Annotated in this window: 18 protein-coding genes; 4 read left to right on the forward strand and 14 right to left on the reverse strand. The window is 63.6% G+C overall.

The window, feature by feature from the left end:
* Nucleotides 1–196 precede the first annotated feature (196 nt).
* From BM438_RS39440 to BM438_RS39455, 4 genes are read left to right on the forward strand one after another with little or no spacing between them, the layout of a single operon-like run.
* Nucleotides 197–1,315: an alkene reductase gene (locus BM438_RS39440; RefSeq protein WP_093645923.1), complete on the forward strand. Its 1,119-nt coding sequence runs from the start codon at nucleotides 197–199 to the stop codon at nucleotides 1,313–1,315.
* Between the two features lie 12 nt (nucleotides 1,316–1,327).
* Nucleotides 1,328–2,548, forward strand: coding sequence for an MFS transporter (locus BM438_RS39445; protein WP_093645925.1), 1,221 nt, complete (start codon nucleotides 1,328–1,330; stop codon nucleotides 2,546–2,548).
* 8 nt (nucleotides 2,549–2,556) lie between these two features.
* On the forward strand, nucleotides 2,557–3,423 hold the full coding sequence (locus BM438_RS39450; protein WP_093645928.1) for an aldo/keto reductase: 867 nt from the start codon (nucleotides 2,557–2,559) through the stop codon (nucleotides 3,421–3,423).
* 45 nt (nucleotides 3,424–3,468) lie between these two features.
* Nucleotides 3,469–4,578: an alkene reductase gene (locus BM438_RS39455; protein WP_093645930.1), complete on the forward strand. Its 1,110-nt coding sequence runs from the start codon at nucleotides 3,469–3,471 to the stop codon at nucleotides 4,576–4,578.
* A 32-nt stretch (nucleotides 4,579–4,610) separates the two neighbouring features.
* Here BM438_RS39455 and BM438_RS39460 read toward each other — a convergent pair whose 3' ends face one another.
* From BM438_RS39460 to BM438_RS39525, 14 genes are all read right to left on the reverse strand, one after another.
* Nucleotides 4,611–5,360: a GntR family transcriptional regulator gene (locus BM438_RS39460; RefSeq protein WP_093645932.1), complete on the reverse strand. Its 750-nt coding sequence runs from the start codon at nucleotides 5,358–5,360 to the stop codon at nucleotides 4,611–4,613.
* A gap of 36 nt (nucleotides 5,361–5,396) precedes the next feature.
* Nucleotides 5,397–5,783 (reverse strand): oxalurate catabolism protein HpxZ, encoded by a 387-nt coding sequence (hpxZ, locus tag BM438_RS39465; protein WP_093645934.1) that lies wholly within the window; start codon nucleotides 5,781–5,783, stop codon nucleotides 5,397–5,399.
* The gene (locus BM438_RS39470) at nucleotides 5,774–6,469 is read right to left on the reverse strand and encodes a cysteine hydrolase family protein (protein ID WP_093645936.1); all 696 of its coding nucleotides are present in this window, start codon (nucleotides 6,467–6,469) and stop codon (nucleotides 5,774–5,776) included. Before BM438_RS39470 ends, hpxZ begins: the two co-directional genes overlap by 10 nt.
* Nucleotides 6,466–8,103, reverse strand: a complete 1,638-nt coding sequence (locus BM438_RS39475; protein ID WP_167378526.1) for an ABC transporter ATP-binding protein — start codon at nucleotides 8,101–8,103, stop codon at nucleotides 6,466–6,468. The genes BM438_RS39470 and BM438_RS39475 overlap by 4 nt, the downstream gene beginning before the upstream one ends.
* A gap of 3 nt (nucleotides 8,104–8,106) precedes the next feature.
* Nucleotides 8,107–8,841 carry a biuret amidohydrolase gene (gene biuH / locus BM438_RS39480; RefSeq protein WP_093645941.1) on the reverse strand — a complete coding sequence of 245 codons (735 nt, stop codon included), beginning with the start codon at nucleotides 8,839–8,841 and terminating at the stop codon, nucleotides 8,107–8,109.
* Between the two features lie 74 nt (nucleotides 8,842–8,915).
* Nucleotides 8,916–9,842 carry an ABC transporter permease gene (locus tag BM438_RS39485; RefSeq protein WP_093645943.1) on the reverse strand — a complete coding sequence of 309 codons (927 nt, stop codon included), beginning with the start codon at nucleotides 9,840–9,842 and terminating at the stop codon, nucleotides 8,916–8,918.
* Complete coding sequence (locus BM438_RS39490; protein ID WP_093645979.1) at nucleotides 9,835–10,950, reverse strand: ABC transporter permease; 1,116 nt, start codon at nucleotides 10,948–10,950, stop codon at nucleotides 9,835–9,837. The genes BM438_RS39485 and BM438_RS39490 overlap by 8 nt, the downstream gene beginning before the upstream one ends.
* Before the next feature lie 69 nt (nucleotides 10,951–11,019).
* On the reverse strand, nucleotides 11,020–12,117 hold the full coding sequence (locus BM438_RS39495) for a BMP family ABC transporter substrate-binding protein (protein ID WP_093645946.1): 1,098 nt from the start codon (nucleotides 12,115–12,117) through the stop codon (nucleotides 11,020–11,022).
* Nucleotides 12,118–12,156: 39 nt separating this feature from the next.
* A complete protein-coding gene (gene atzF, locus BM438_RS39500) occupies nucleotides 12,157–14,010 on the reverse strand; it encodes an allophanate hydrolase (protein ID WP_167378527.1) in 1,854 nt (617 codons plus the stop codon).
* A 228-nt stretch (nucleotides 14,011–14,238) separates the two neighbouring features.
* On the reverse strand, nucleotides 14,239–14,925 hold the full coding sequence (locus BM438_RS39505) for a TetR/AcrR family transcriptional regulator (RefSeq protein ID WP_093645948.1): 687 nt from the start codon (nucleotides 14,923–14,925) through the stop codon (nucleotides 14,239–14,241).
* An 84-nt stretch (nucleotides 14,926–15,009) separates the two neighbouring features.
* Nucleotides 15,010–15,927, reverse strand: coding sequence for an ABC transporter permease (locus BM438_RS39510; RefSeq protein ID WP_093645951.1), 918 nt, complete (start codon nucleotides 15,925–15,927; stop codon nucleotides 15,010–15,012).
* Nucleotides 15,927–17,024: an ABC transporter permease gene (locus BM438_RS39515; protein ID WP_093645953.1), complete on the reverse strand. Its 1,098-nt coding sequence runs from the start codon at nucleotides 17,022–17,024 to the stop codon at nucleotides 15,927–15,929. The genes BM438_RS39510 and BM438_RS39515 overlap by 1 nt, the downstream gene beginning before the upstream one ends.
* On the reverse strand, nucleotides 17,021–18,673 hold the full coding sequence (locus tag BM438_RS39520; protein WP_425270761.1) for an ABC transporter ATP-binding protein: 1,653 nt from the start codon (nucleotides 18,671–18,673) through the stop codon (nucleotides 17,021–17,023). The genes BM438_RS39515 and BM438_RS39520 overlap by 4 nt, the downstream gene beginning before the upstream one ends.
* A gap of 1 nt (nucleotide 18,674) precedes the next feature.
* Nucleotides 18,675–19,652, reverse strand: a complete 978-nt coding sequence (locus tag BM438_RS39525) for a BMP family protein (protein ID WP_093645955.1) — start codon at nucleotides 19,650–19,652, stop codon at nucleotides 18,675–18,677.
* Nucleotides 19,653–19,762 lie beyond the last annotated feature (110 nt).

The raw sequence follows: 19,762 nt of genomic DNA on the forward strand, positions 1-19,762 counted from the left end.
CAAGGCCGATTGGCGCCGGCCGGGCGACGCAGGCGAGCGGTCGAAACCCGGTGACGACTCAATTGCGGACTTCTACATCCGATATATTCGGAACCTTAGCCTATTTTTCTTATCTCTGTCCGTCCATACACTGCTCCTCAAGGTCGAAAGCCCGCTGGCGATTGAAAGTCACCAGCCACTCAATCTCGAGGAAATCATGTCGAAGCTCCATTCCGCAGTCAAAGTCGGTCCCTACCAGTTGTCCCATCGTGTCGTGCTGGCGCCGCTCACCCGCATGCGAGCCGACGAAGGCGCGAAGCCCGGCCCGTTGATGGCCGAATACTATGCGCAGCGCGCGTCGGAAGGCGGTTTCCTGATCGGTGAAGCTACCATCGCCGCTCCCAATGGCAACGGCTACCTTGGCGCGCCGGGTCTCTACGACGATAGCCAGATCGCCGGCTGGAAGCAGGTGACGGACGCCGTGCACGCCAAAGGCGGCCGCATCTTCCTGCAGCTCTATCACGCTGGACGCCAGTCGAACAGCCAGTTGCAGCCAGGCGGCGTGGAGCCGGTGGCGCCTTCCGCCGTACCGCATGGCGGCGTTGCGTACACCGAAGCGGGCTGGATCCCGAACACGCCGAGCCGCGCGCTGACCATCCCCGAGATCGCCGGACTGGTGGAGAGTTTCCGCACCGCCGCGATTCGCGGCAAGGAAGCCGGCTTCGACGGTGTCGAACTGCACGCTGCCAATGGCTACCTGTTCGATCAGTTCCTGCAGGACGGCAGCAACAAGCGCACCGACATCTACGGCGGTTCGTTCGAAAACCGCGCCCGCTTCCTGATCGAAGCCACCCGGGCCGTCATCTCGGTGTGGGGCAGCGACCGTGTGGCCGTGCGCCTTGGCCCGAGCGGCACGTGGGGCGATATGTCGGACAGCAATCCGGAAGGACTCTTCAGCTACGTCGCACAGGAACTGGCGAAACTGAACCTGGCCTATCTGCACCTGATCGAGCCGCGCGTGCTGGGCAACGTCGACGACGACAGCAAGGACCCGAACCCGGTCGCCGCACAACTGATCCGCAAGCACTACAAGGGCGTCATCATCGCCGCCGGCGGCTTCAAGGCCGCGAGCGCCGAAGCCGTCCTGCAGGCAGGCGACGCCGACCTGGTCGCATTTGGCCGCGACTTCATCGCCAACCCGGATCTGCCCGAACGCCTGCGCCTTCAGCTGCCGCTGAACCCGTATGACCGCCCCACCTTCTTCGGCGGCACCGACGTCGGCTATACCGACTACCCGTTCTACAGCACCGAAACCACGGACGCTGTCACAGCGTAAGCGGAGCACACGATGAACAGCACCACCCAGCCAACTTCCCTGACGCCGCTTTACTGGCTCGCGTTAGGGACATTCGCGGTCGGCACCGAAAGCTTCATGATTGCCGGCCTGTTGCCCGACATTGCCACCGACCTGCATACCAGCATTGTCGCCACGGGCCAGCTCGTCACGGTGTTTGCCTTGGCCTACGCACTCAGCTCGCCGGTCCTGACGGCACTGACAGGCGCGTTCCATCGGCGCACGCTGATGATCCTGTCGCTCTCTGCCTTCACCGTGGCGAACGTCATCGCCTGGGCCGCCCAGAACTATTGGGAATTGATGGCGGCGCGCATCCTGCTCGCCGCGGCCGCCGGTCTGTATGTGCCCGGCGCCAACGCGCTGGCCGGCGCCATTGCCGGCCCGGAGAGGCGTGGTACGGCGCTCGCCATCGTCAACGGCGGGATCACGATCGCGGTTGCTTTTGGTGTGCCACTGGGCGCGTTCGTCGGTGACCGGCTCGGCTGGCGCATGACCTTTGCGGGCGTCGCCGCCCTGTCCGCCGCGGCTACGGCAGGTTTGCTGCTCGGCCTGCCGCGCAGCATCGGCGCAGGATTGCCGGTTGCCACGCTGCGCGAGCGTATTCAAGTTGCGCGTCAGCCGGTGATCCTGATGACCTTGCTCGTCACCACGCTGTGGGCGATGGGCGCGTACACCGTCTATACGTACCTGGCGCTGTTCGTTGCGAAGACCACGCCGTTGCACGGCGCGCAAATCGGCTACGTGCTGTTCACCTGGGGCGTTGCGGCAGCGATCGGCGTGTTCATTGGCGGCAAGGCAGTAGATCGCCTCGGTCCGAGCCGCGTGATCATCCCGTGCCTGAGCGTGTCGATCCTTGCGTTCTCCCTCATGTCGGCGAGCGCGCACTGGCTGCCAGTGACGTTGGCGCTGGTCCCCGTGCTGATCGGTGTCGTAGCCTGGGGCGTTGCTCACTGGTCCTTCTACCCTGCCCAGCAAGCAGGACTGATCAATCTCGCCGGGTTGCGCGGCACGCCGATTGCCCTGTCACTGAACGCTTCGTTCATGTATCTCGGCTTTTCGCTCGGCGCCGCACTCGGCTCCCTGACCTTGAGTTTCACCTCGGTGAACAACCTCGGTTGGACCGCCGCTCTCTGCGAAGTCGCGGCGCTGATCCTGAGCGCCAGCATCGGCAAACACCTGGTTCGGGCGCAAAACGGTGCGGTCACTGCCGCATGAGGTGAAACATGACTATCCCTCGCCCTACTTTCAAAATTGGCGGCGACGCTGAAATCCGCCGGCTCGGCTTTGGCGCAATGCGAATCACCGGCCCGGGCATCTGGGGCGCGCCCACCGATCGTGCCGAAGCCATTCGCGTGCTGCGTCGTCTGCCCGAACTCGATGTGAATTTCATCGACACGGCGGACTCGTATGGGCCGAACGTTTCGGAGGAATTGATCCGCGAAGCGCTGCATCCGTATGGTGCCGAGATGCTGGTCGCAACCAAGGCGGGATTCGCACGCACAGGTCCCAACCAGTGGACTCCGCACGGCAGGCCTGAGTACCTGATTCAGCAAGCGCACGGCAGCCTGCAGCGCCTTGGTATCGAGCAGATCGGCCTGTGGCAGTTGCATCGCATCGACCCCACGGTGGCGCGCGATGAGCAGTTTGGCGCCGTGCGTCACCTGATCGACAGCGGCGTGATCCGTCACGCCGGCCTGAGTGAAGTTTCGGTGGCCGACATCAAGGCTGCTTCGAAACATTTCAAGGTGGCGACCGTGCAAAACCGCTTCAACCTCGGTGACCGCGGTAGTGAAGACGTGCTGGATTACTGCACGGCTCACGGCATTGGCTTTATCCCGTGGTTTCCGCTGGCTGCCGGCGAGTTGACCCGCCCCGGCTCGCTACTCGACACCATTGCGCGCAACCATCAGGCGAGCGTCGCGCAGATCGCCCTCGCGTGGCTATTGCAGCGCAGTCCAGTGATCCTGCCGATACCGGGAACCTCCCGCGTTGCGCATCTGGAGGAGAACGTGGCGGCCGGCGCGATCACCTTATCCGACCGCGAATTTTGCGAGCTGGATCGCGCCACCTCACAACGGCAGCAGCGCTAGTCCAGCGCGGCGCCAATTGCATTCGATATTCACCAAGGATTGACGATGACCCGACTCTTTTCGCCGCTTCAACTCGGCCCTTACACATTGAATCACCGCGTGGTGCATGCACCGACCACGCGGCTTCGCGCGAACAGCGATGACAGTCCCAGCGAGATGATGCTGGAGTACTACAGCCAACGCGCTTCCGATGGTGGCCTGATCATCACCGAATCGACGCACGTGTCCTACGACAGCCGCGGCTACCTCGGTGCACCCGGCATCTATGAAGACTCACACATCGCGGGCTGGCGAAGAATCGCCGACGCCGTTCATGCGAAGGGCGGCCGCATCTTCATGCAGTTGGGACACGACGGACGCCAGTCGCACGTTGACCTGACAGGTGGCGCGGCGCCGATCGCGCCGTCGGAGGTGCCGTTCGAAGGCGAAGCGTTGACGCAGAACGGCTGGGTGCCGGTCTCGATGCACCGCGCGATCGATGTCGCCGAAATCCAGACCGTGATCGAGTACTACAGGAAGAGCGCCGAGCGCGCATTGGCTGCCGGCCTCGACGGCGTTGAACTGCATTCGGCGAATGGCTACCTGGCCGATACATTCCTGCAGGACGGCACCAACAAGCGTACGGATGCGTACGGCGGCACCATCGAAAAACGCGCGCGCTTCCTGACCGAAGTCGTTACCGCGCTCATATCGGTATGGGGGGCGAACCGCGTGGGCGCGCGCTTATCGCCAAGCGGACAGTGGGGTTCAATATCAGACTCGAATCCCGAAGCGACGTTTACCTATGCGGCCGAGCAATTGAACCGGTTTGGCCTCGCCTATCTGCACGTTATCGAGCCACGCGTCAAAGGTGTCGAAACGCTCGACGAGCATCAGAAGCCCGTGGCGGCCGCTCTGCTGCGCCGCGTTTTCGATGGCCCGATCATTGCCGCCGGCGGCTTCAATGGCGATAGCGCGGAAGAAATTCTGCATAAGGGCGATGCCGACCTGGTCGCATTTGGCCGGCACTTCACGTCGAATCCTGATCTGCCGCGCCGTTTGCAACAGAGGCTCCCACTCACCCCGTATGATCGCGCGGCGTTCTGGGGCGGCACGCACGTCGGTTACACCGACTTCCCATGCTACCAGGACGAGGAAAACAGGCGCTCGGCCTGATCGTCGCGCTGATTGCGATTTGCTGAGATCACTCAGGACACAAACGGCAACTTGCTATCGCGCGCCGCGGCCAACATAGACAGCGTGATCTTGCGCACTTCCAGCTTGCTCTGCGTGATATGCGCGCGCAGCAGGATGATCGCTTCCGTCACCCGGTTGCGTTCGATCAGGTTCAGCATGGTGGCGTGCTCGTCGTAGGTGGCGCTCGTGCGGTGCGGTTTGAGAAAGTCCAGTCGACGCACGATGCGAATGCGCTCGGTCACTTCGTTATGCACGCGCAGCATCTCCGCATTACCGGTCGCCGCGACCAGTTGACGGTGAAAGTTCTCATCCATGCCGAACATCTTCACCGGATCGCTCTCACGCGATTCGGGCTCGACGCACCATATCGCTTTCAGCGCTTCGACGGCCGCATGCGCGACGTCGCCGCCCGCCCCCACGCGTTCGACGGCCGCTACCTCCAGCACGATGCGCAGATCGTAGAGCTGATCGAGCTGGTCGAAATTGATCGGCGAGACTTTCCAGCCACGCCGGAAGCCGACTTCCAGATAGCCCTCGCGTTGCAAACGAAACAGGCCGTCGCGCATCGGCGTGCGCGACACGCCGTAGTGCTGCGCGATCCCGTTTTCGGAAAACCGGTCGCCGGGAAACAGGCGAAAGCTGAAGATATCGTTCTTCAACTGCTGGTACACCTGCTCGGCGAGCGGATTGGCGGCGGCCGGCACGGCAGGCGTGTCAGGCGCCGTGGGAGTCTCGAGCAGATTCGTCGTATCGTCGTTCATTGATGCCACATCCCCTTTTTTCTTATTATCGGCGTTTCATGGCATGGCGATAAGGCTGACGTGCGCCGCGACGATTTTCCAGCCGGCGGCGGGACCAAGCCTCGCCCACGTCTGCATCTGGCGGCCGATCAAAGGCGTCGCGTCGCTGGTGAATTCCGTGCTGACGGTGGCGAAGTCAGTGCCGAACGTCGTCACCACGGTGCGCTGCAGTTTGCGCGACTTCGGCACCGGCTCGCAACTCTCGCGCCATGCGCGGATCGCTTCGCCACCATGCTGGATTTCGGCGATGCCGTAGCGGACCGTCTCCGGCGTGTGCCAGAAAAGCGCATTCATCGCCGCGACGTCGTTGTCGACCAGCGCCCGCTCGTATTCAATAAAGGCTGCCTGCACTTGAGCTACCACTTCGGGTTGATTTATCTCCATGAAGGGATCGTCTCGTCGAGTTTCGTCAATGAAGAAAGCGGCGCGGTCCAGCCGACAATACCGCCTTGCGAGCGCACCATATCGAGCGTCGCCTGTTTGAACGCGGGGAAATAGCTGGCGGTTGCGTCTTCGATCAGCAGACTGTCGTAGCCTCGGTCGTTGGCTTCACGCATCGAGGTCTGCACGCACACTTCGGTGGTCACGCCCGCGAACACGAGATGCGTGACGCCGCGCATCGCGAGCTCTTCGCCGAGCCGGGTGGCGTAGAACGCGCCCTTGCCGGGTTTGTCGATCACGAGTTCACCGGCAAGCGGCGCGAGCGGCTCGATGATCGCATTGCCGGGCTCGCCGCGAATCAGAATGCGCCCCATCGGTCCGGCATCGCCGATGCGGGCATTGGGCGCGCCCCTCAGCCGTTTTGCCGGCGGGCAGTCGGACAGATCCGCCGCATGCGATTCACGCGTGTGCACCACGAGCCATTGATGCCCGCGCGCGAAGGCCAGCAATGCCGCGACGGTCGGCACGATCTCGGCCAGCAGCGACACGTCGTTACCAAGCGATTCGCCGAAGCCGCCCGGTTCGATGAAATCGCGCTGCATGTCGATCACGACCAACGCGGTTTTCGTGGGGGCCAAGGTGAAGGGACCCGGCTGGGCGTCGATCGTCAACAGGGTTTGCTGTGTCATCCGATGGCTTCCTTCATTCTTTCTGCGGGTACGGCGGGATGTGCCGGGGTGTCACCGTGCCCTGCCATATGCTGACCGAGCACGGTCCGGTCCGCGCGCGCCGCAGGCGTCTCGAACACCAGTTTGCCCTCCGCGATCACCACGATGCGGTCGGCCAGTTCGAGCAGTTCGTCGAGGTCTTCGCTGACCAGCAGCACCGCCGCGCCGGCATCGCGTGCGGCCATCAGACGGGCATGGATGTCGGCAACCGATGCGAAATCCAGACCGAACACAGGATTGGCGACGATCAGCACATCCACCGGCTGTCCGAGCTCGCGCGCCAACACCGCGCGCTGCACGTTGCCGCCCGACAGCGTGCCGATGGTTCGTTCGGGTAGCGGTGGACGCACGTTGAACTCGGCGATCAGCTGCGCGGCGCGCTCACGCACGGCGCGCCGGTCGAGCCACCAGCCGCCGCGCCGCAACGGCTCGCGATCGAAGTCGCGCAGCGCGAGGTTCTGAGCCACGCTCATTGCGGCGACGCAGGCGTTTTTCAGTGGTTCCTCTGGAATCGCGAACACGCGCCTTTGAGTCATCTCTTCACGCGTTGCATGGTAGGCCTTGCCCGCCACCTCCATGTCGCCGGCTTTCACGCGACGTTGACCGACCAGCGCTTCCACCAACTCCTTTTGTCCATTGCCAGAAACGCCCGCAAGCCCGAGGATTTCGCCCGCGCGCACGGACAGCGTCGCGTGCTTGACTGCGGTGTGGCCGCGATCGTCTTCCACTGATACGTCGCGTAGTGCGAGACGCACTTGCGCAGTGTCGTCGACGGGTTTGCGTGGCAGGCGTTCCACGGTCACCACGGCCATCACCGGCGCCTCGTCCTTCAAGGGCACTTCGTTCGGCGCGTGGCTAGCGACGGTGCCCATCATCCACGCTGCGAGTTCGTCGCGGCTGGTGTTGGCAACCGCGCTCGTGCCGACTTGCCTGCCCTTGCGCAACACGGTGACGTCGTCCGCATAGGCCATCACTTCGCGGAACTTGTGCGTGATCATCAACACCGTCAGCTCGCCGCGTGAGGTCAGATCGCGCATCAGGCCGAGCACTTCGTCCGCTTCTTGTGGTGTCAGCACAGAGGTGGGTTCGTCGAGAATCAGGAAGCGCTGCTGCAAATAAAGCTGCTTCAGGATCTCGAGCTTCTGCTTTTCACCGGCAGCGAGCATGGCCACCGGCGCGTCGAGCGGCAAGCGGAACGGCATGCGCTGCATGAACGCGGTAAGCGCGGCGCGCTCGCCCTTCCAGTCGATTTTCCACGGCATCCGCCCGCGTGCGAGCAACAGGTTTTCTTCGACCGAAAGGCCGGACGCTAATGTGAAATGCTGATACACCATGCCGATGCCGAGCGCCTGTGCATCACGCGGCGACGCGATGTGGACTTCACGATCGTCGGCGGCGATCTGTCCGTCGTCGAGCACGCCATAACCGACCAGTCCCTTCACGAGCGTGCTCTTGCCCGCGCCGTTCTCGCCGAGCAGCGCGTGAATCGTGCCGGCTTTGACCTTGATCGAGACGCTATCCAATGCGCGAAACGCGCCGAACGATTTGCTTGCGTTCAGCACTTCCACACCCAATGCCTTCGGCGCCGTGGTCATGATTTATCTGCCTGAAGTGGCGAGCGCCGCTGCTGGCGCAGCCGTCTTGGCCAGTAGCGTAGCCAGCAGCGCGTGCGAATCCGACACCGTGCCGAACACGCCGCCTTGCATGGTGATCATGTGCAGCGCGGCGTCGTGATTGCCCTTGTCGGTAGCGCCGCAGCAATCGGCCAGCACCGTGCATTCGAAACCGCGATCGTTGGCTTCGCGCATCGTCGTGTGGACGCAGACGTCGGTGGTGATGCCGGTCAGCACCAGATTGACGATGCCGCGCGTACGCAGGATCAGTTCGAGATCCGTCGCGCAGAAGGAACCCTTGCCGGGTTTGTCGATGATGATCTCGCCTGGCAGCGGCTTCAGTTCGTCGATGATTTCCCAGCCGGGTTCGCCGCGCACGAGGATCTTGCCGCAGGGGCCGTCGTCGCCGATGCCTACGCCGTCGGTGCCCGCACGCCGGCTGCGCCAGCGTTTATTCGCGGGCAGGTCGGAGAGGTCCGGTCGATGCCCTTCACGCGTGTGAATGATCGTGAAGCCCAGTTCACGCATTGGTTTCAGCACGCTTTTGATCGGTTCGATCGGCGCGCGCGTCAACGACAGGTCATAGCCCATCTTGTCGACATAGCCACCATGACCGCAGAAATCCGTCTGCATGTCGATAATCACGAGTGCGGTGTTGTCCGGGCGCAGGTCGCCGTCGTAGGGCCACGGGTAGGGTTTCGCTTCGATGAATCGGTTCATGGCGGTGAGATCCTTGTTAGGTCCTGACAGGGTCTTTGAAGGCACGCATGGTGAGGCAAGCTCAGTGGGGAAAATCAGCGAGTCAGGCTCAACTCACCCGGCGCGCCAGCCAGCGTGCGATCCGGACGGCAATTGACGATCATGATCGCGAGCGTCAGCACATACGGCGCCGCGTTGTAGAGGTAGTAGCCGCTCGTCACGCCGATCGCCTGCAACGCCGGCCCGAGCGCGCCGGCCGCACCGAACAGCAACGCGGCCCATAGGCAGCGCAAGGGCTGCCAGCGCGCGAAGATCACCAGCGCGACCGCCATCAGTCCTTGTCCGCTGGAGAGCCCTTCGTTCCAACTCCCCGGATAAACCAGCGACAGATACGCACCGCCGACGCCCGCGAACACACCGCCCACCGCCGTCGCGGCGATGCGTACACGCGTCAGCGGATAGCCCATGGCGCGCGCCGTCTCGGCATGATCGCCGACGAGCCGCAGCACCATCCCCCAACGGGTATTGCGCAAGCCCCATTGCAGAACGAAGGACAGCACCACGCCGATCACGAACAGCAGGTTGATATGCAGCGCGTTATGCAACTGGGGCGACGAGGTCCACGTGCCAAGATCGATGAACGGCAGCATCGGCGCCTGCGGTTCGATGAAGGGCTTGCCGAGATAGAACGCGAGCCCCGTGCCGAGCAGCATCAACGCGATGCCGAACGCAATGTCCGACACGCGCGGCAACGAGCACACGAGGCCGTGCAGGCAGCCGAGCAGCAAGCCGACGAAACCGGCCGCAAGCACACCGGCCCACGGCGAACCAGTCAGAAAAGCACCGGCATAGCCGCTCATCGCGCCTGACACGAGGATGCCTTCGAGGCCGAGATTCACGCGCCCGCCCTTCTCGGTCAGACACTCGCCGAGACTGACGAACAGATAAGGCGTGCTGACGCGGATCGCACCGGCGAACAGCGACAGCAACAGGATCACGATGGGCGAGTGCATATCAGGCATGGGTCTGCTCCAGTTGCACGGGAAGATCGGTCTGCGCGGCGGCCTGCAATTTGACGCGCCATGCGGCGATACGCCCGCCAAGCGCTTCCCACGCGAGCAGGTTCGCGAACAGCAGGCCTTGCAAGACGAGCGTGGTGGCGTCGGGGAGATCGAGCCGGCGTTGCAGCAGCGAACCGCTCGCCTCGATGCCGCCGATCATCAGCGCGCACGCGATGATCGCGAGCGGATTCTGCCGTGCGGCGAACGCGACGAGGATGCCCGCGTAGCCATAACCCGCGAGCAAGGACGCATTTGCGCTGCCCTGCACCGCCGCCACTTCGAACATGCCGCCGAGTCCCGCCGCTGCACCGCCCAATATGCACGCGGCAAGCGCCAGCAGATTGACCGGCAAGCCGACCAGACGTGCCGCGCGATGACTGCCGCCCACCACGCGCATCGCAAAGCCCTTGGTGCTGAACTTCACGAACACCCATGCCGCGATGCACGCGACGACGCCCCAGAACAGTCCCCAGTGCGTGTCGAGTCCGGGGATCGAGCCGATCATCATCGCGTCGGGCACCGGATAGGTGGACGGCTTGTTCAGGCTTGCGGGGTCGCGCAGCGGACCTTCCACCAGATGTTTGAAAAGCGCGATCGCGATATACGACATCAACAGGCTGCTGATCGTCTCGTTGACGCCACGCCACTGCCGCAACGCGCCGACGGCCCCGATCCAGAACCCGCCGGCCAGCATGCCGGCCGCCGCCATCAACGGCGTGGCGATCAGCCATGGCGTGCCGTGTGGCAGCATCTGCGGGACGATCGCCGCGCACATGCCGCCGAGTGCGAGCGCGCCCTCGCCGCCGATCACGATCAGTCCGACCTGGGCAGGTAGCGCGACGCACAATGCGGTCAACATCAACGGCGACGCGCGCAGCAAGGTGCTCTGCCACGCGAACGACGAACCGAAAGCGCCTTCAAAAATCAGCCCGATCGCGTCGAGCGCCGGCTGCCCCTGCACCAGCAGGAACAACGAGAACAGCAGCAGCGTGCCGAGCACCGCCAACGCGGTCGGCAGCGCGGGCAAGAGCGACAGCATCACTCTCGCGGTAGGGGCATTGGGGCGCATCACGGCTCCTTCGCTCATGCAAACTCATGCACATTCACGCGCACACTCACACAATCACGCAGGCCAGGTTCAGATCTGGCCGACGACGCCTGCCACCAGATAGTTCATGCTTTCGAGTGTGTAATCGGTCTGTATGTGGCTCGCACCGGATGCGATCGCCGTGCCGCCTTTGTTGTCCTTCATCGGCCCTTTGAAGATCACGAAATTGCCGGCCACCATGCTGTCTTTGATCGAGTCGGCGTTCTGCTTCGCCTGCGCGGTGACTTTCGCGCCGTACGGCGACATCTTCACGAAGCCCTCTTTCAAGCCGCCGCGCAACACATTCGGTTGCCGCGTGCCGGCCTGTGCGCCCATGACCAGTTGCTTGTATGGCGTCGCCCAGTCCCACTCCGCGCCGGTCAGATAGCCTTTCGGCGCGAGCGCCGCCTGGCTCGCGTGGTAGCCGCAACTCATCGCGCCGCGCTTTTCCGCCGTTTCGACAACAACCTTCGGGCCGTCGACGTGGCAGGTCAGCACATCGCAACCCTGATCGATGAGACTGTTGGTGGCTTCCGCTTCCTTCACGGGCATCGACCAGTCGCCCGTGAAAATCACCTGTGTGGTGATCGACGGATCGACGGACTGCGCGCCGAGCGTGAACGAGTTGATGTTGCGCAGCACCTGCGGAATCGGTTTCGCGGCGACGAAGCCAAGCTTCTTGCTCTTCGTCATGTGGCCCGCGACGACACCGTTCAGGTACTGGCATTCGTCGATATACCCGAAGTAGCTGGTGATGTTCGACGGGTTGCCCTGCTTCCACAAACCGCCGCAGTGCGCGAAACGCACCTTCGGATATTTGGCCGCCATCTTCAGCACGTGTGGATCGAAGTAACCGAACGAGGTCGCGAAAATCAGCGTGGCGCCGTCCTGTTCGATCATCGCTTCCATGGTTTTCTGTACGGCGATGGTTTCAGGCACGTTCTCCTCTTCCACCACCTTCACGTCAGGCATCTTCTTGATGACGGCAGCAGCGGTCGCCTGAGCCTGGTTGTAACCGTAGTCGCTGCGTGCACCGACGTAGATCACGCCGACCGTCGTCTTCGGCGCGGCAAACACCGATTGAATCGGCAGGATATTGCCGAGCGTCAACAGGCTGGCGCTCTTGATGAAATTGCGGCGACTGGTCATGGTGTCCAATTCCTGGTTGGGGGTGAAGAGCGTTGGCCCTCAGTTGACATTCAGGCTGTCGAGATAAGCGAGCCAGCCGCCAAACGAGGTGATGTCTAGTGCACCGCTGCCGTTACTGACTGCCGACGGCTCGCAGATGAAGCCCTTCACCGTGAGGCCGTTGGCGAGTTGCACGGAGCCGATACCGAGCGGTGCGGGCACGTCGGCAACAAATTTGCCGAAGCTGCGCAGCGGCATGTCCCAGACTTCCACGGCGATCGGTGCGCCTTGCTGGTCGGTAACGCGCACGAGGCCTGGTTTCGGCGGCTGCGTGTTCGCAAGCGCGTATAGCGTGTAGCCGGTGGCGGTTTGCGTCGCCGTGACAAAACGCGCGCTGGCTTCCTGAAGCTGCCAGTTCAGCGGCTGGCCACGCAGATGCGCACCGACCACGGCAAGCGCGACCGTCGGCTCCTGAAACGGCAATGGCGCGATCGTGTTTGCCGCGGCCGCGGGTTTCTTTTCAGTCACCGTCCCGGCCACGTCCGCAGCCTCGGTAGCGAACAGCCCCTGGATCCGCGCGCCCAACTCGGCGAGACGCCGGTCCGCGCCGAGCGGCGCGATCAGTGTGACGCCCGCTGGCAAGCCGTCGTGGCGACGCTGACATGGCACGGCCAACGCGCACAGGTCGAGCAGGTTGACGAAGTTCGTGTAGTAGCCAAGCTGGCTGTTCAACTCGACAGGATTGGCCTGCACGTCGGTGATCAACGGATGCGTCGGCGTGGTCGGGACGATCAGGATGTCGATCGTCTCGAAGAGTTGCTCGGCGTGCCGCTTCAGATCGGCGAGCGCGTACTGGCCATTGAACGCGTCAGCGGCACTGTAGCGATCCGCTTTGCCGATCACTGTGGCGACGACCGGATGGACCGCTTCGTGACGCGTCTCGAAGAATGAACCGAGCGCGGCGCGCCTTTCCGCCACCCAGGGGCCGTCGTAGAGCAGCGCGGAGACCTGCTTGAGCGGCTGGAAGTCGATCGGCGTGGGCGCGAGATGCAGATGGGTAGAGAGCGTATCGAGTGCGGCCGAGAAGGCCTGATTCGCCGCTGCGTCACCATAGAACTCGAGATGATCCGGCACGCCGATCCGCGGCGCGCCACGCAGGAGACCGAGACCCGGGACCTTGCGCGAGTAGCCGTCGAGCGGATCGAAACACGCGATTTCATTGAACACGCACCATGCGTCGTTGACGTCGTGCGCGAACACCGAGATCGTGTCGAGGCTGCGGCACGCCGGCACGACACCGCGCTTGCTGACGAGTCCAAGCGACGGCTTCAGGCCGACCAACCCGTTGAATCCAGCCGGCACGCGCCCTGAGCCGGCCGTGTCGGTGCCGAGCGAAAAGGCCACGCAACCCGCGGCTACCGCAACCGCCGAGCCTGAACTCGACCCGCCCGACACACGCTCTGGAAACTCGGTGTTCCGCACCGCGCCGTAAGGCGAACGCGTGCCGACGAGGCCGGTCGCGAACTGGTCGAGATTGGTCTTGCCGATCAGGATCGCGCCGGCGTCGATGAGGCGCTGCACGGCGAATGCCGAGGTGTCCGGCGTATAGCTGAAAGGCTCGCACGCGGCGGTGGTCGGCAAGCCGGCAACGTCGATATTGTCTTTGACCGCGAACGGCACGCCAAAGAGCGGCATCCGTTCGAACACGGCGCTGCCCTGCGCTTCGTAAAGCGCTTCGAGCGCGTGGGCGCGGGCCTCCAGGTCTGCAGCAGGCACACGCAGGATCCAGACTTCCGGCCGGTCGATTTCGGCGATACGAGCAAGCGCCGACGCCACGACTTCAGTGGGCGTAAGACGTTTGGCGGCATAAGCCGAGAGGAGACTACGGACCTTCAGGGGCGACGAAATGGGCACTGGTTTTTCCTTGAGTTCAATCTTGAATACAAGTTTGAACTCAAATTAGCAGGAGCTATGCCAGGTGACTTTCAGGTTCACCCGAACATGCTGTCAGCCTTACCAGGTTTGGTTTCGCGCCGATTTCCCGGCGGCGAAGACGGTCCGCGTTGCCGCCTTTCGATCAATGCGTCATGGTGCAGCGCTCCCCAACTCGGGGCTCCTGCGCCCTGCATTCGAGCCTGGCGCTTACGACGCGCCGGCGGAGACAAACGCTCGCACCATCTCATGTGCCTGCGCCTTGTGATCTTCCTGCCATTGCGTGGCGAGCATGTCGGTGTTGAAAATCCGCGACAACGTAAAAGCGTTCGACTTGTGAAACGAACACAGACTCACCAGAGCGACATACAGATGAAGCGGGTCCATGTCCTTGCGCAACGAGCCGTCGTCTTCGCCACGCGCGATCACCGTGCGCAGCAGGCTCAACACCGGCGATGACATTTCCGGAATCGCGCTCGAGCGCTTCATCACCCGGGCGCGGTTCAGATTTTCGAACGACAGGAGCTTCGACAGTTCAGGATGGGCCGCGAAGTGCCCCTCGATGAAATCGTAAAGCTGCACGATGGCCGTGACCGGCTCGATCTGGTCGACATCGAGCTTGAGTTTGAGTTCGGCTTCCCGCAGGCGCCCCAGCACGAACTCGAGCACTTCCAGATAAAGCGCCTCCTTGCCGCCGAAGTAGTGGTAAATCATCCGGATGTTGACCTTCGAGCGGCTCGCAATCGTCTCCACGCGCGCGCCGCTTAGCCCCTTGTCGGAAAACTCGGCGATCGCAATCTTGAAGATGCGCTGGCGGGTCGCCGCAGCGAGCTTCTGACGCTGGGTTGTGGGCGCGGTCGATGCAGCGGAGGTCGATCGGGCGGAAGCACGTTTCATATCGATGGAACGCCTGGCGGTGGCGGGGTTGTGTCAAATGGATGCGTCAGGGTTGCGTGACTTCACGGGATTGTAAGCGCGGCCTCAGCGCCGGAACGGCTGGGTTAGCGCAAGCGGCGCGGTTTGCCGGCCAATCAGCCCCGCCACCGCGATCAGCGCAAGCAGATAAGGCAGCATCACCAGCAACGCGGTCGGCACATGCACACCGATCAAGGGCAATTGGAACTGCAACGCGCTCGCGGCGCCGAACAGCAAACACGCGCCGACTGTGCGGCCGATCTTCCAGTTGCCGAAGATGATCGCCGCAATCGCGAGGTAGCCGGCGCCACCAGTCATCCCTTCGGTGAAGGTGTGAATGTCGCCGATCGAAATGAAACAACCCGCGGCGCCCGACATCACACCTGAAAACAGCACGGCGCCATAACGCAGCCGCGTCACCGAAAGCCCCGACTGATCAACCGACCTTGGCGCGGCACCCACCGCGTGCAGCGCCACACCGAGCGCGGTCCGCCGCATCACGAGCGAGGTTGCCAGCAGAATCGCGAGGCCGAGATAGACGAGCCACACCTGATGAAACACGGGCTCACCGATGACCGGAATTGCACCCAGACCGGGGGGCGACCAGCGCGCGAGGCCCGGAATCACCGCACTCGAACGTTCGCCGAACAGCTCGCGATAGGCGAGCGTCGTCGCGCCGAGCGCCAGGATGTTGATGCCGATGCCTGTCACGATCTGATTGGCGCGCAACGTCACGCTCAGGAACGCTTGCAGCAAAGCGATCGGCAGCACGCCGAGCATGCCGATCGCGAGACCCAGCGCCGCATTGCCGGTCGCCCATGCACCCGCCGCGCCGAGAAACGCGCCCGACAGCATCATGCCCTCCACGCTCATGTTGAGCACGCCGGCCCGTTCGCTGATCAGTTCACCGGTCGAAGCCAGCATCAGCGGGGCGGCAAACCGGATCGAGGAGCCGACGAAAACCGCTACGAATTCCGCGTTCATCAACGTGCTCCTTTCGGCTCAAGCCACAGCGACCCGCCGGCCAGCGCGACGATCACGACGCCCTGCACCACCAGCACCAGCGCCGACGGCACGGATGCGACCATTTCCATATTGATGCCGCCCGAGCGCAGAAAGCCGAACAGCAACGCCGCCGCGCACACGCCGGTTATCGAGCCACGCGCGAGCAAACCGACCACAAGGCCGTCAAAGCCGTAGCCCGACGAGAAACCGGCTTTCAGCGAATATTGATCGCCTTGCAGCATCAATGCGCCAGCGAGACCGCCGAGCGCACCGGCCAATGCCAGCGCACCGACGATTGTCGACGTGATCGGCATGCCGGCGCGGCGCGCCGCCAGCGCGTTCAGGCCGACGGCGCGCAGATACATGCCGAAGCGGCTATACACCAGTACCAGCGCCACCACGATGCACAGCACGAGCGTGATCGGCAAACCGATATGCAGCCCCGTGGAGCTGGCACTCGACAGCAGCGGAAGTTTGGTCGAATCGGGGATATCCAGCGACTCGGGCAGCGTGGCGGCGTTGGTCATCGGCTGGCGCAGCAGCGTTTCGGATTGCACGCACCAGTAGAGGAACCACACCGCGATGAACGTCAGCAGCAAGGTGCTGATCACTTCGTTGGTGCCGGCGCGCGCTTTCAGCCAGCCGGGAAGCGCGCCCCACGCCGCGCCGGCCAGCGCGGCCGCCAGCATCGGCATGATGAACGAAAGACCGAACGGCAAGTGCGCGACGTGGCCATAGAGGCTGACCGCGGTGGCGGCGATGCCGCCCATCGCGATCTGCCCTTCACCGCCGACGTTAGTCAGTTGCGCGCGGTTCGCCAGCACGAAGCCGCTGCCGACCAGCGCGAACACGAGGCTGCGATTGATCGATGCGCCGATCGCGTAAGGCGAGCCCCACGCACCGTCGGCGAAGGCGGCAAGCGCGTCGCCGAGCGGCACATGAACGATTGCAATCAGCGCCAGCGCCGCTGCAACCGCGAAGAGCGCGGCGCCTCCCAGCACGGCCGCGGTTCGCAAGCGCCGCGAACCGTGCCATGAGACAAGAGACAAAGAAGTCGAAGAGGTCGTGGGAGTCATGCTGTCTGGCCTGCCATCCATGCGCCAATGCGCTCGCGTTGAAGATTGATTTGCGACGCATCCGGCACACAGGTGCCCATGATGCGGCCGCGATACATGACGAGGACGCGGTCGGCCACCGCCATCAGTTCGTCAAGTTCGGACGAGATCAGCAATACGCCGACGCCCTGGTCGCGCACTGCGCGAATGTGCTCATACACTGCCGCGACCGCGCCGACATCGAGACCTCGCGTAGGCTGCGCCGCGACCAGCACGGCGAGGCCCTCGAGCGTGAGCTCGCGCGCCAGCACCGCTTTTTGCTGGTTGCCGCCCGAAAGGCCGCGAAACGCGACGTCGGGACTCGCGGCACGCACATCGAAACGCTGCATCAGCGCGCGGGCGTCGCGCCGCATCGCGCGCCGGCGCATGAAACCGTGCCGCGCATAGTCGTCGAGGCGGTTGAGAAAGAGGTTTTCGGTCAGACTCATGTCGGGCACGCAGCCGACCGCGTGCCGGTCTTCCGGCACCACGCCGACACCCGCCTTCGTCAATGTCTGCGGCGCAGCCTGTGTGCAATCTTTGCCCTGCACGAAAAAGCGCCCTGCACTTGCGCGCTGCAAGCCAGCGAGCACCGCACCGAGTTCGCTCTGACCGTTGCCTTCCACGCCCGCGATGCCGACGATCTCGCTGCGGTTGACCACCAGCGTGCAGTCTTCGAGACGCGTGACACCGTCGGCATCGCGCACCGTCAGGCCGTCGATCTGTAAGGCTTCGTCGGCGAGTGGCCGGCCGTAAGGGGACGCGCTGCGGGGTTTCGGCGGCGCGGGCTTCGCGCCGTGATCTGCGTTGTGATTCGCTTCATGGCCCTCATTCCCCGGCCGTTGAATCATGGCCCGCACGAGCGTATCGACATCGGCCGACGGCGTGCTCGAACGAGCGACCACGCGGCCGCTTTGCAGCACCGTCGCACGGCTTGCGATCCGGCGGATCTCCGCCAGCTTGTGCGTCACGAGTACAACCGCGCAACCGCGCGCGACAACCCGCGCACAGGTGTCGAGCAACGCATCGATTTCAGCCGGCAGCAGCACGGCGGTCGGCTCGTCCAGCACGAGAAGCCGAGGCTCACGGATCAGACACTTGACGATCTCGACGCGCTGTTTTTCGCCGACCGACAGATCCGCGACCCGCGCATCCGGTTCAAGCGCGAGCCCCAGATCAGCCACCAGCGCGCGCACCCGTTGCGCCTCGCGCTTGCGATCGAGCCAGCCGCGTACCTGGCCGAGCAGCAGGTTGTCGAGCACGCTCACGTCTTCGACGAGACTGAAATGCTGATGCACCATCGCGATGCCGTGCGCAAGAGCGTCGCGCGGACTGTGGGGCTGATACGGCTCGCCATCCAGCCACATTGATCCCGCGTCGGGCTGATGCACGCCGAACACCACGTTGCAGAGTGTCGATTTGCCGGCGCCGTTCTCACCGAGCAGGCAATGCACTTCTCCCGCAAAGAGTTCGAGCGACACGTCGCTCAACGCCTGAAACGGGCCGAAGCGCTTGCCGATGCCGTCCATGCGCAGTACCGCGGTGCGCGGCGCGTCGTGACTCGCGCGGGCCGTGGCGCCCTCACCGGCCAACGCCGTTGTGCAAGCGGCAGAAGCTGGAGTGGCGTCCATATCAGCCTTCCGATACCTTGATCTTGCCGCTCTCGATGTCCTGCTCGATCTGCCTGATTTTCGTCGACATCTCCGGCGTCGCCTTGCAGACAACCATGCCCGACGCCTTCGGTCCCATTGCCAGGCCGAACGCCTTATAGCCGGGCTGCCACGTGCCAGCCGCCATCTGGTCGATTGCGTACTGCACCTGATAGCCGACGCCGGTAATCGAATACGCGATATACAGCGGGTCCGTGCCGCACCGGTCGGTATAGCTGCCGATCACATGCGTGTGCTTTTCGTTGGCCGCCTGCTCCATGCCACGCAAGCCGAGATTGAGAATGTGATAGTGGACGTCCGCGCCCTGGGAGATGGCCGCCAGCGTGGCTTCCTTCGCCTTCGAGACATTGTCGAAATCGCCCGTGTAGCTCTCGAAGTACTTGATCTTCGGATTGATGGAGCGCGCGCCGTTGCCGAACTCCTTGCCGGCGTTGACGATTGACGGAATCTCCATGCCGCCCACGTAGCTGACCGCGCCGTTCTTCGACAGCATCGCCGCGGCCGCGCCGGCGACGTAAGCGATCTCCGCCTGCTTGACGTCATATCCCGCCACATTCGGCGGCATGTCCTGCCCCTTGTTACCGCCGACGATTGCGAACTTCACATTGGGAAAGCGCTTGGCGATCTTCAGCACCGACGCCTGGGTCTGCCCGCCTACACCGATCACCAACTGGTTCTTCGACGCGAGGTTGGTCAGCGCCTGTTCCATGTCGGCGTAATTGATGTTTTCGATCATCTGCGTCTTGAGCTTCGGACCCAGTTCCTTCTGCGCGGCAACGAGCCCGTCGTAGCCGGATTCCATCCAGCCCTTGTCCGATTTCGAGCCGGGAATCAGCACGCCGACCCGTAACGGATCGGCAGCGAAGGCATGAACCGCGCTGGTGGATACGGCGAGCGCCACGACGCAGGTGGCGAGGGTTTTGAACTTGGCGATCGGCATTCTGGCATTCCTCTTGCGTTTGGTTTGGGTAAGTAGGTTATTCATGAACGAAACAGATGCAACTTCGGTGCCATGCCGTGCTTTTGACAGGCGCCGGACTTCGTTCCGAT

Source organism: Paraburkholderia aspalathi, from assembly GCF_900116445.1.
Lineage (GTDB): Bacteria > Pseudomonadota > Gammaproteobacteria > Burkholderiales > Burkholderiaceae > Paraburkholderia > Paraburkholderia aspalathi.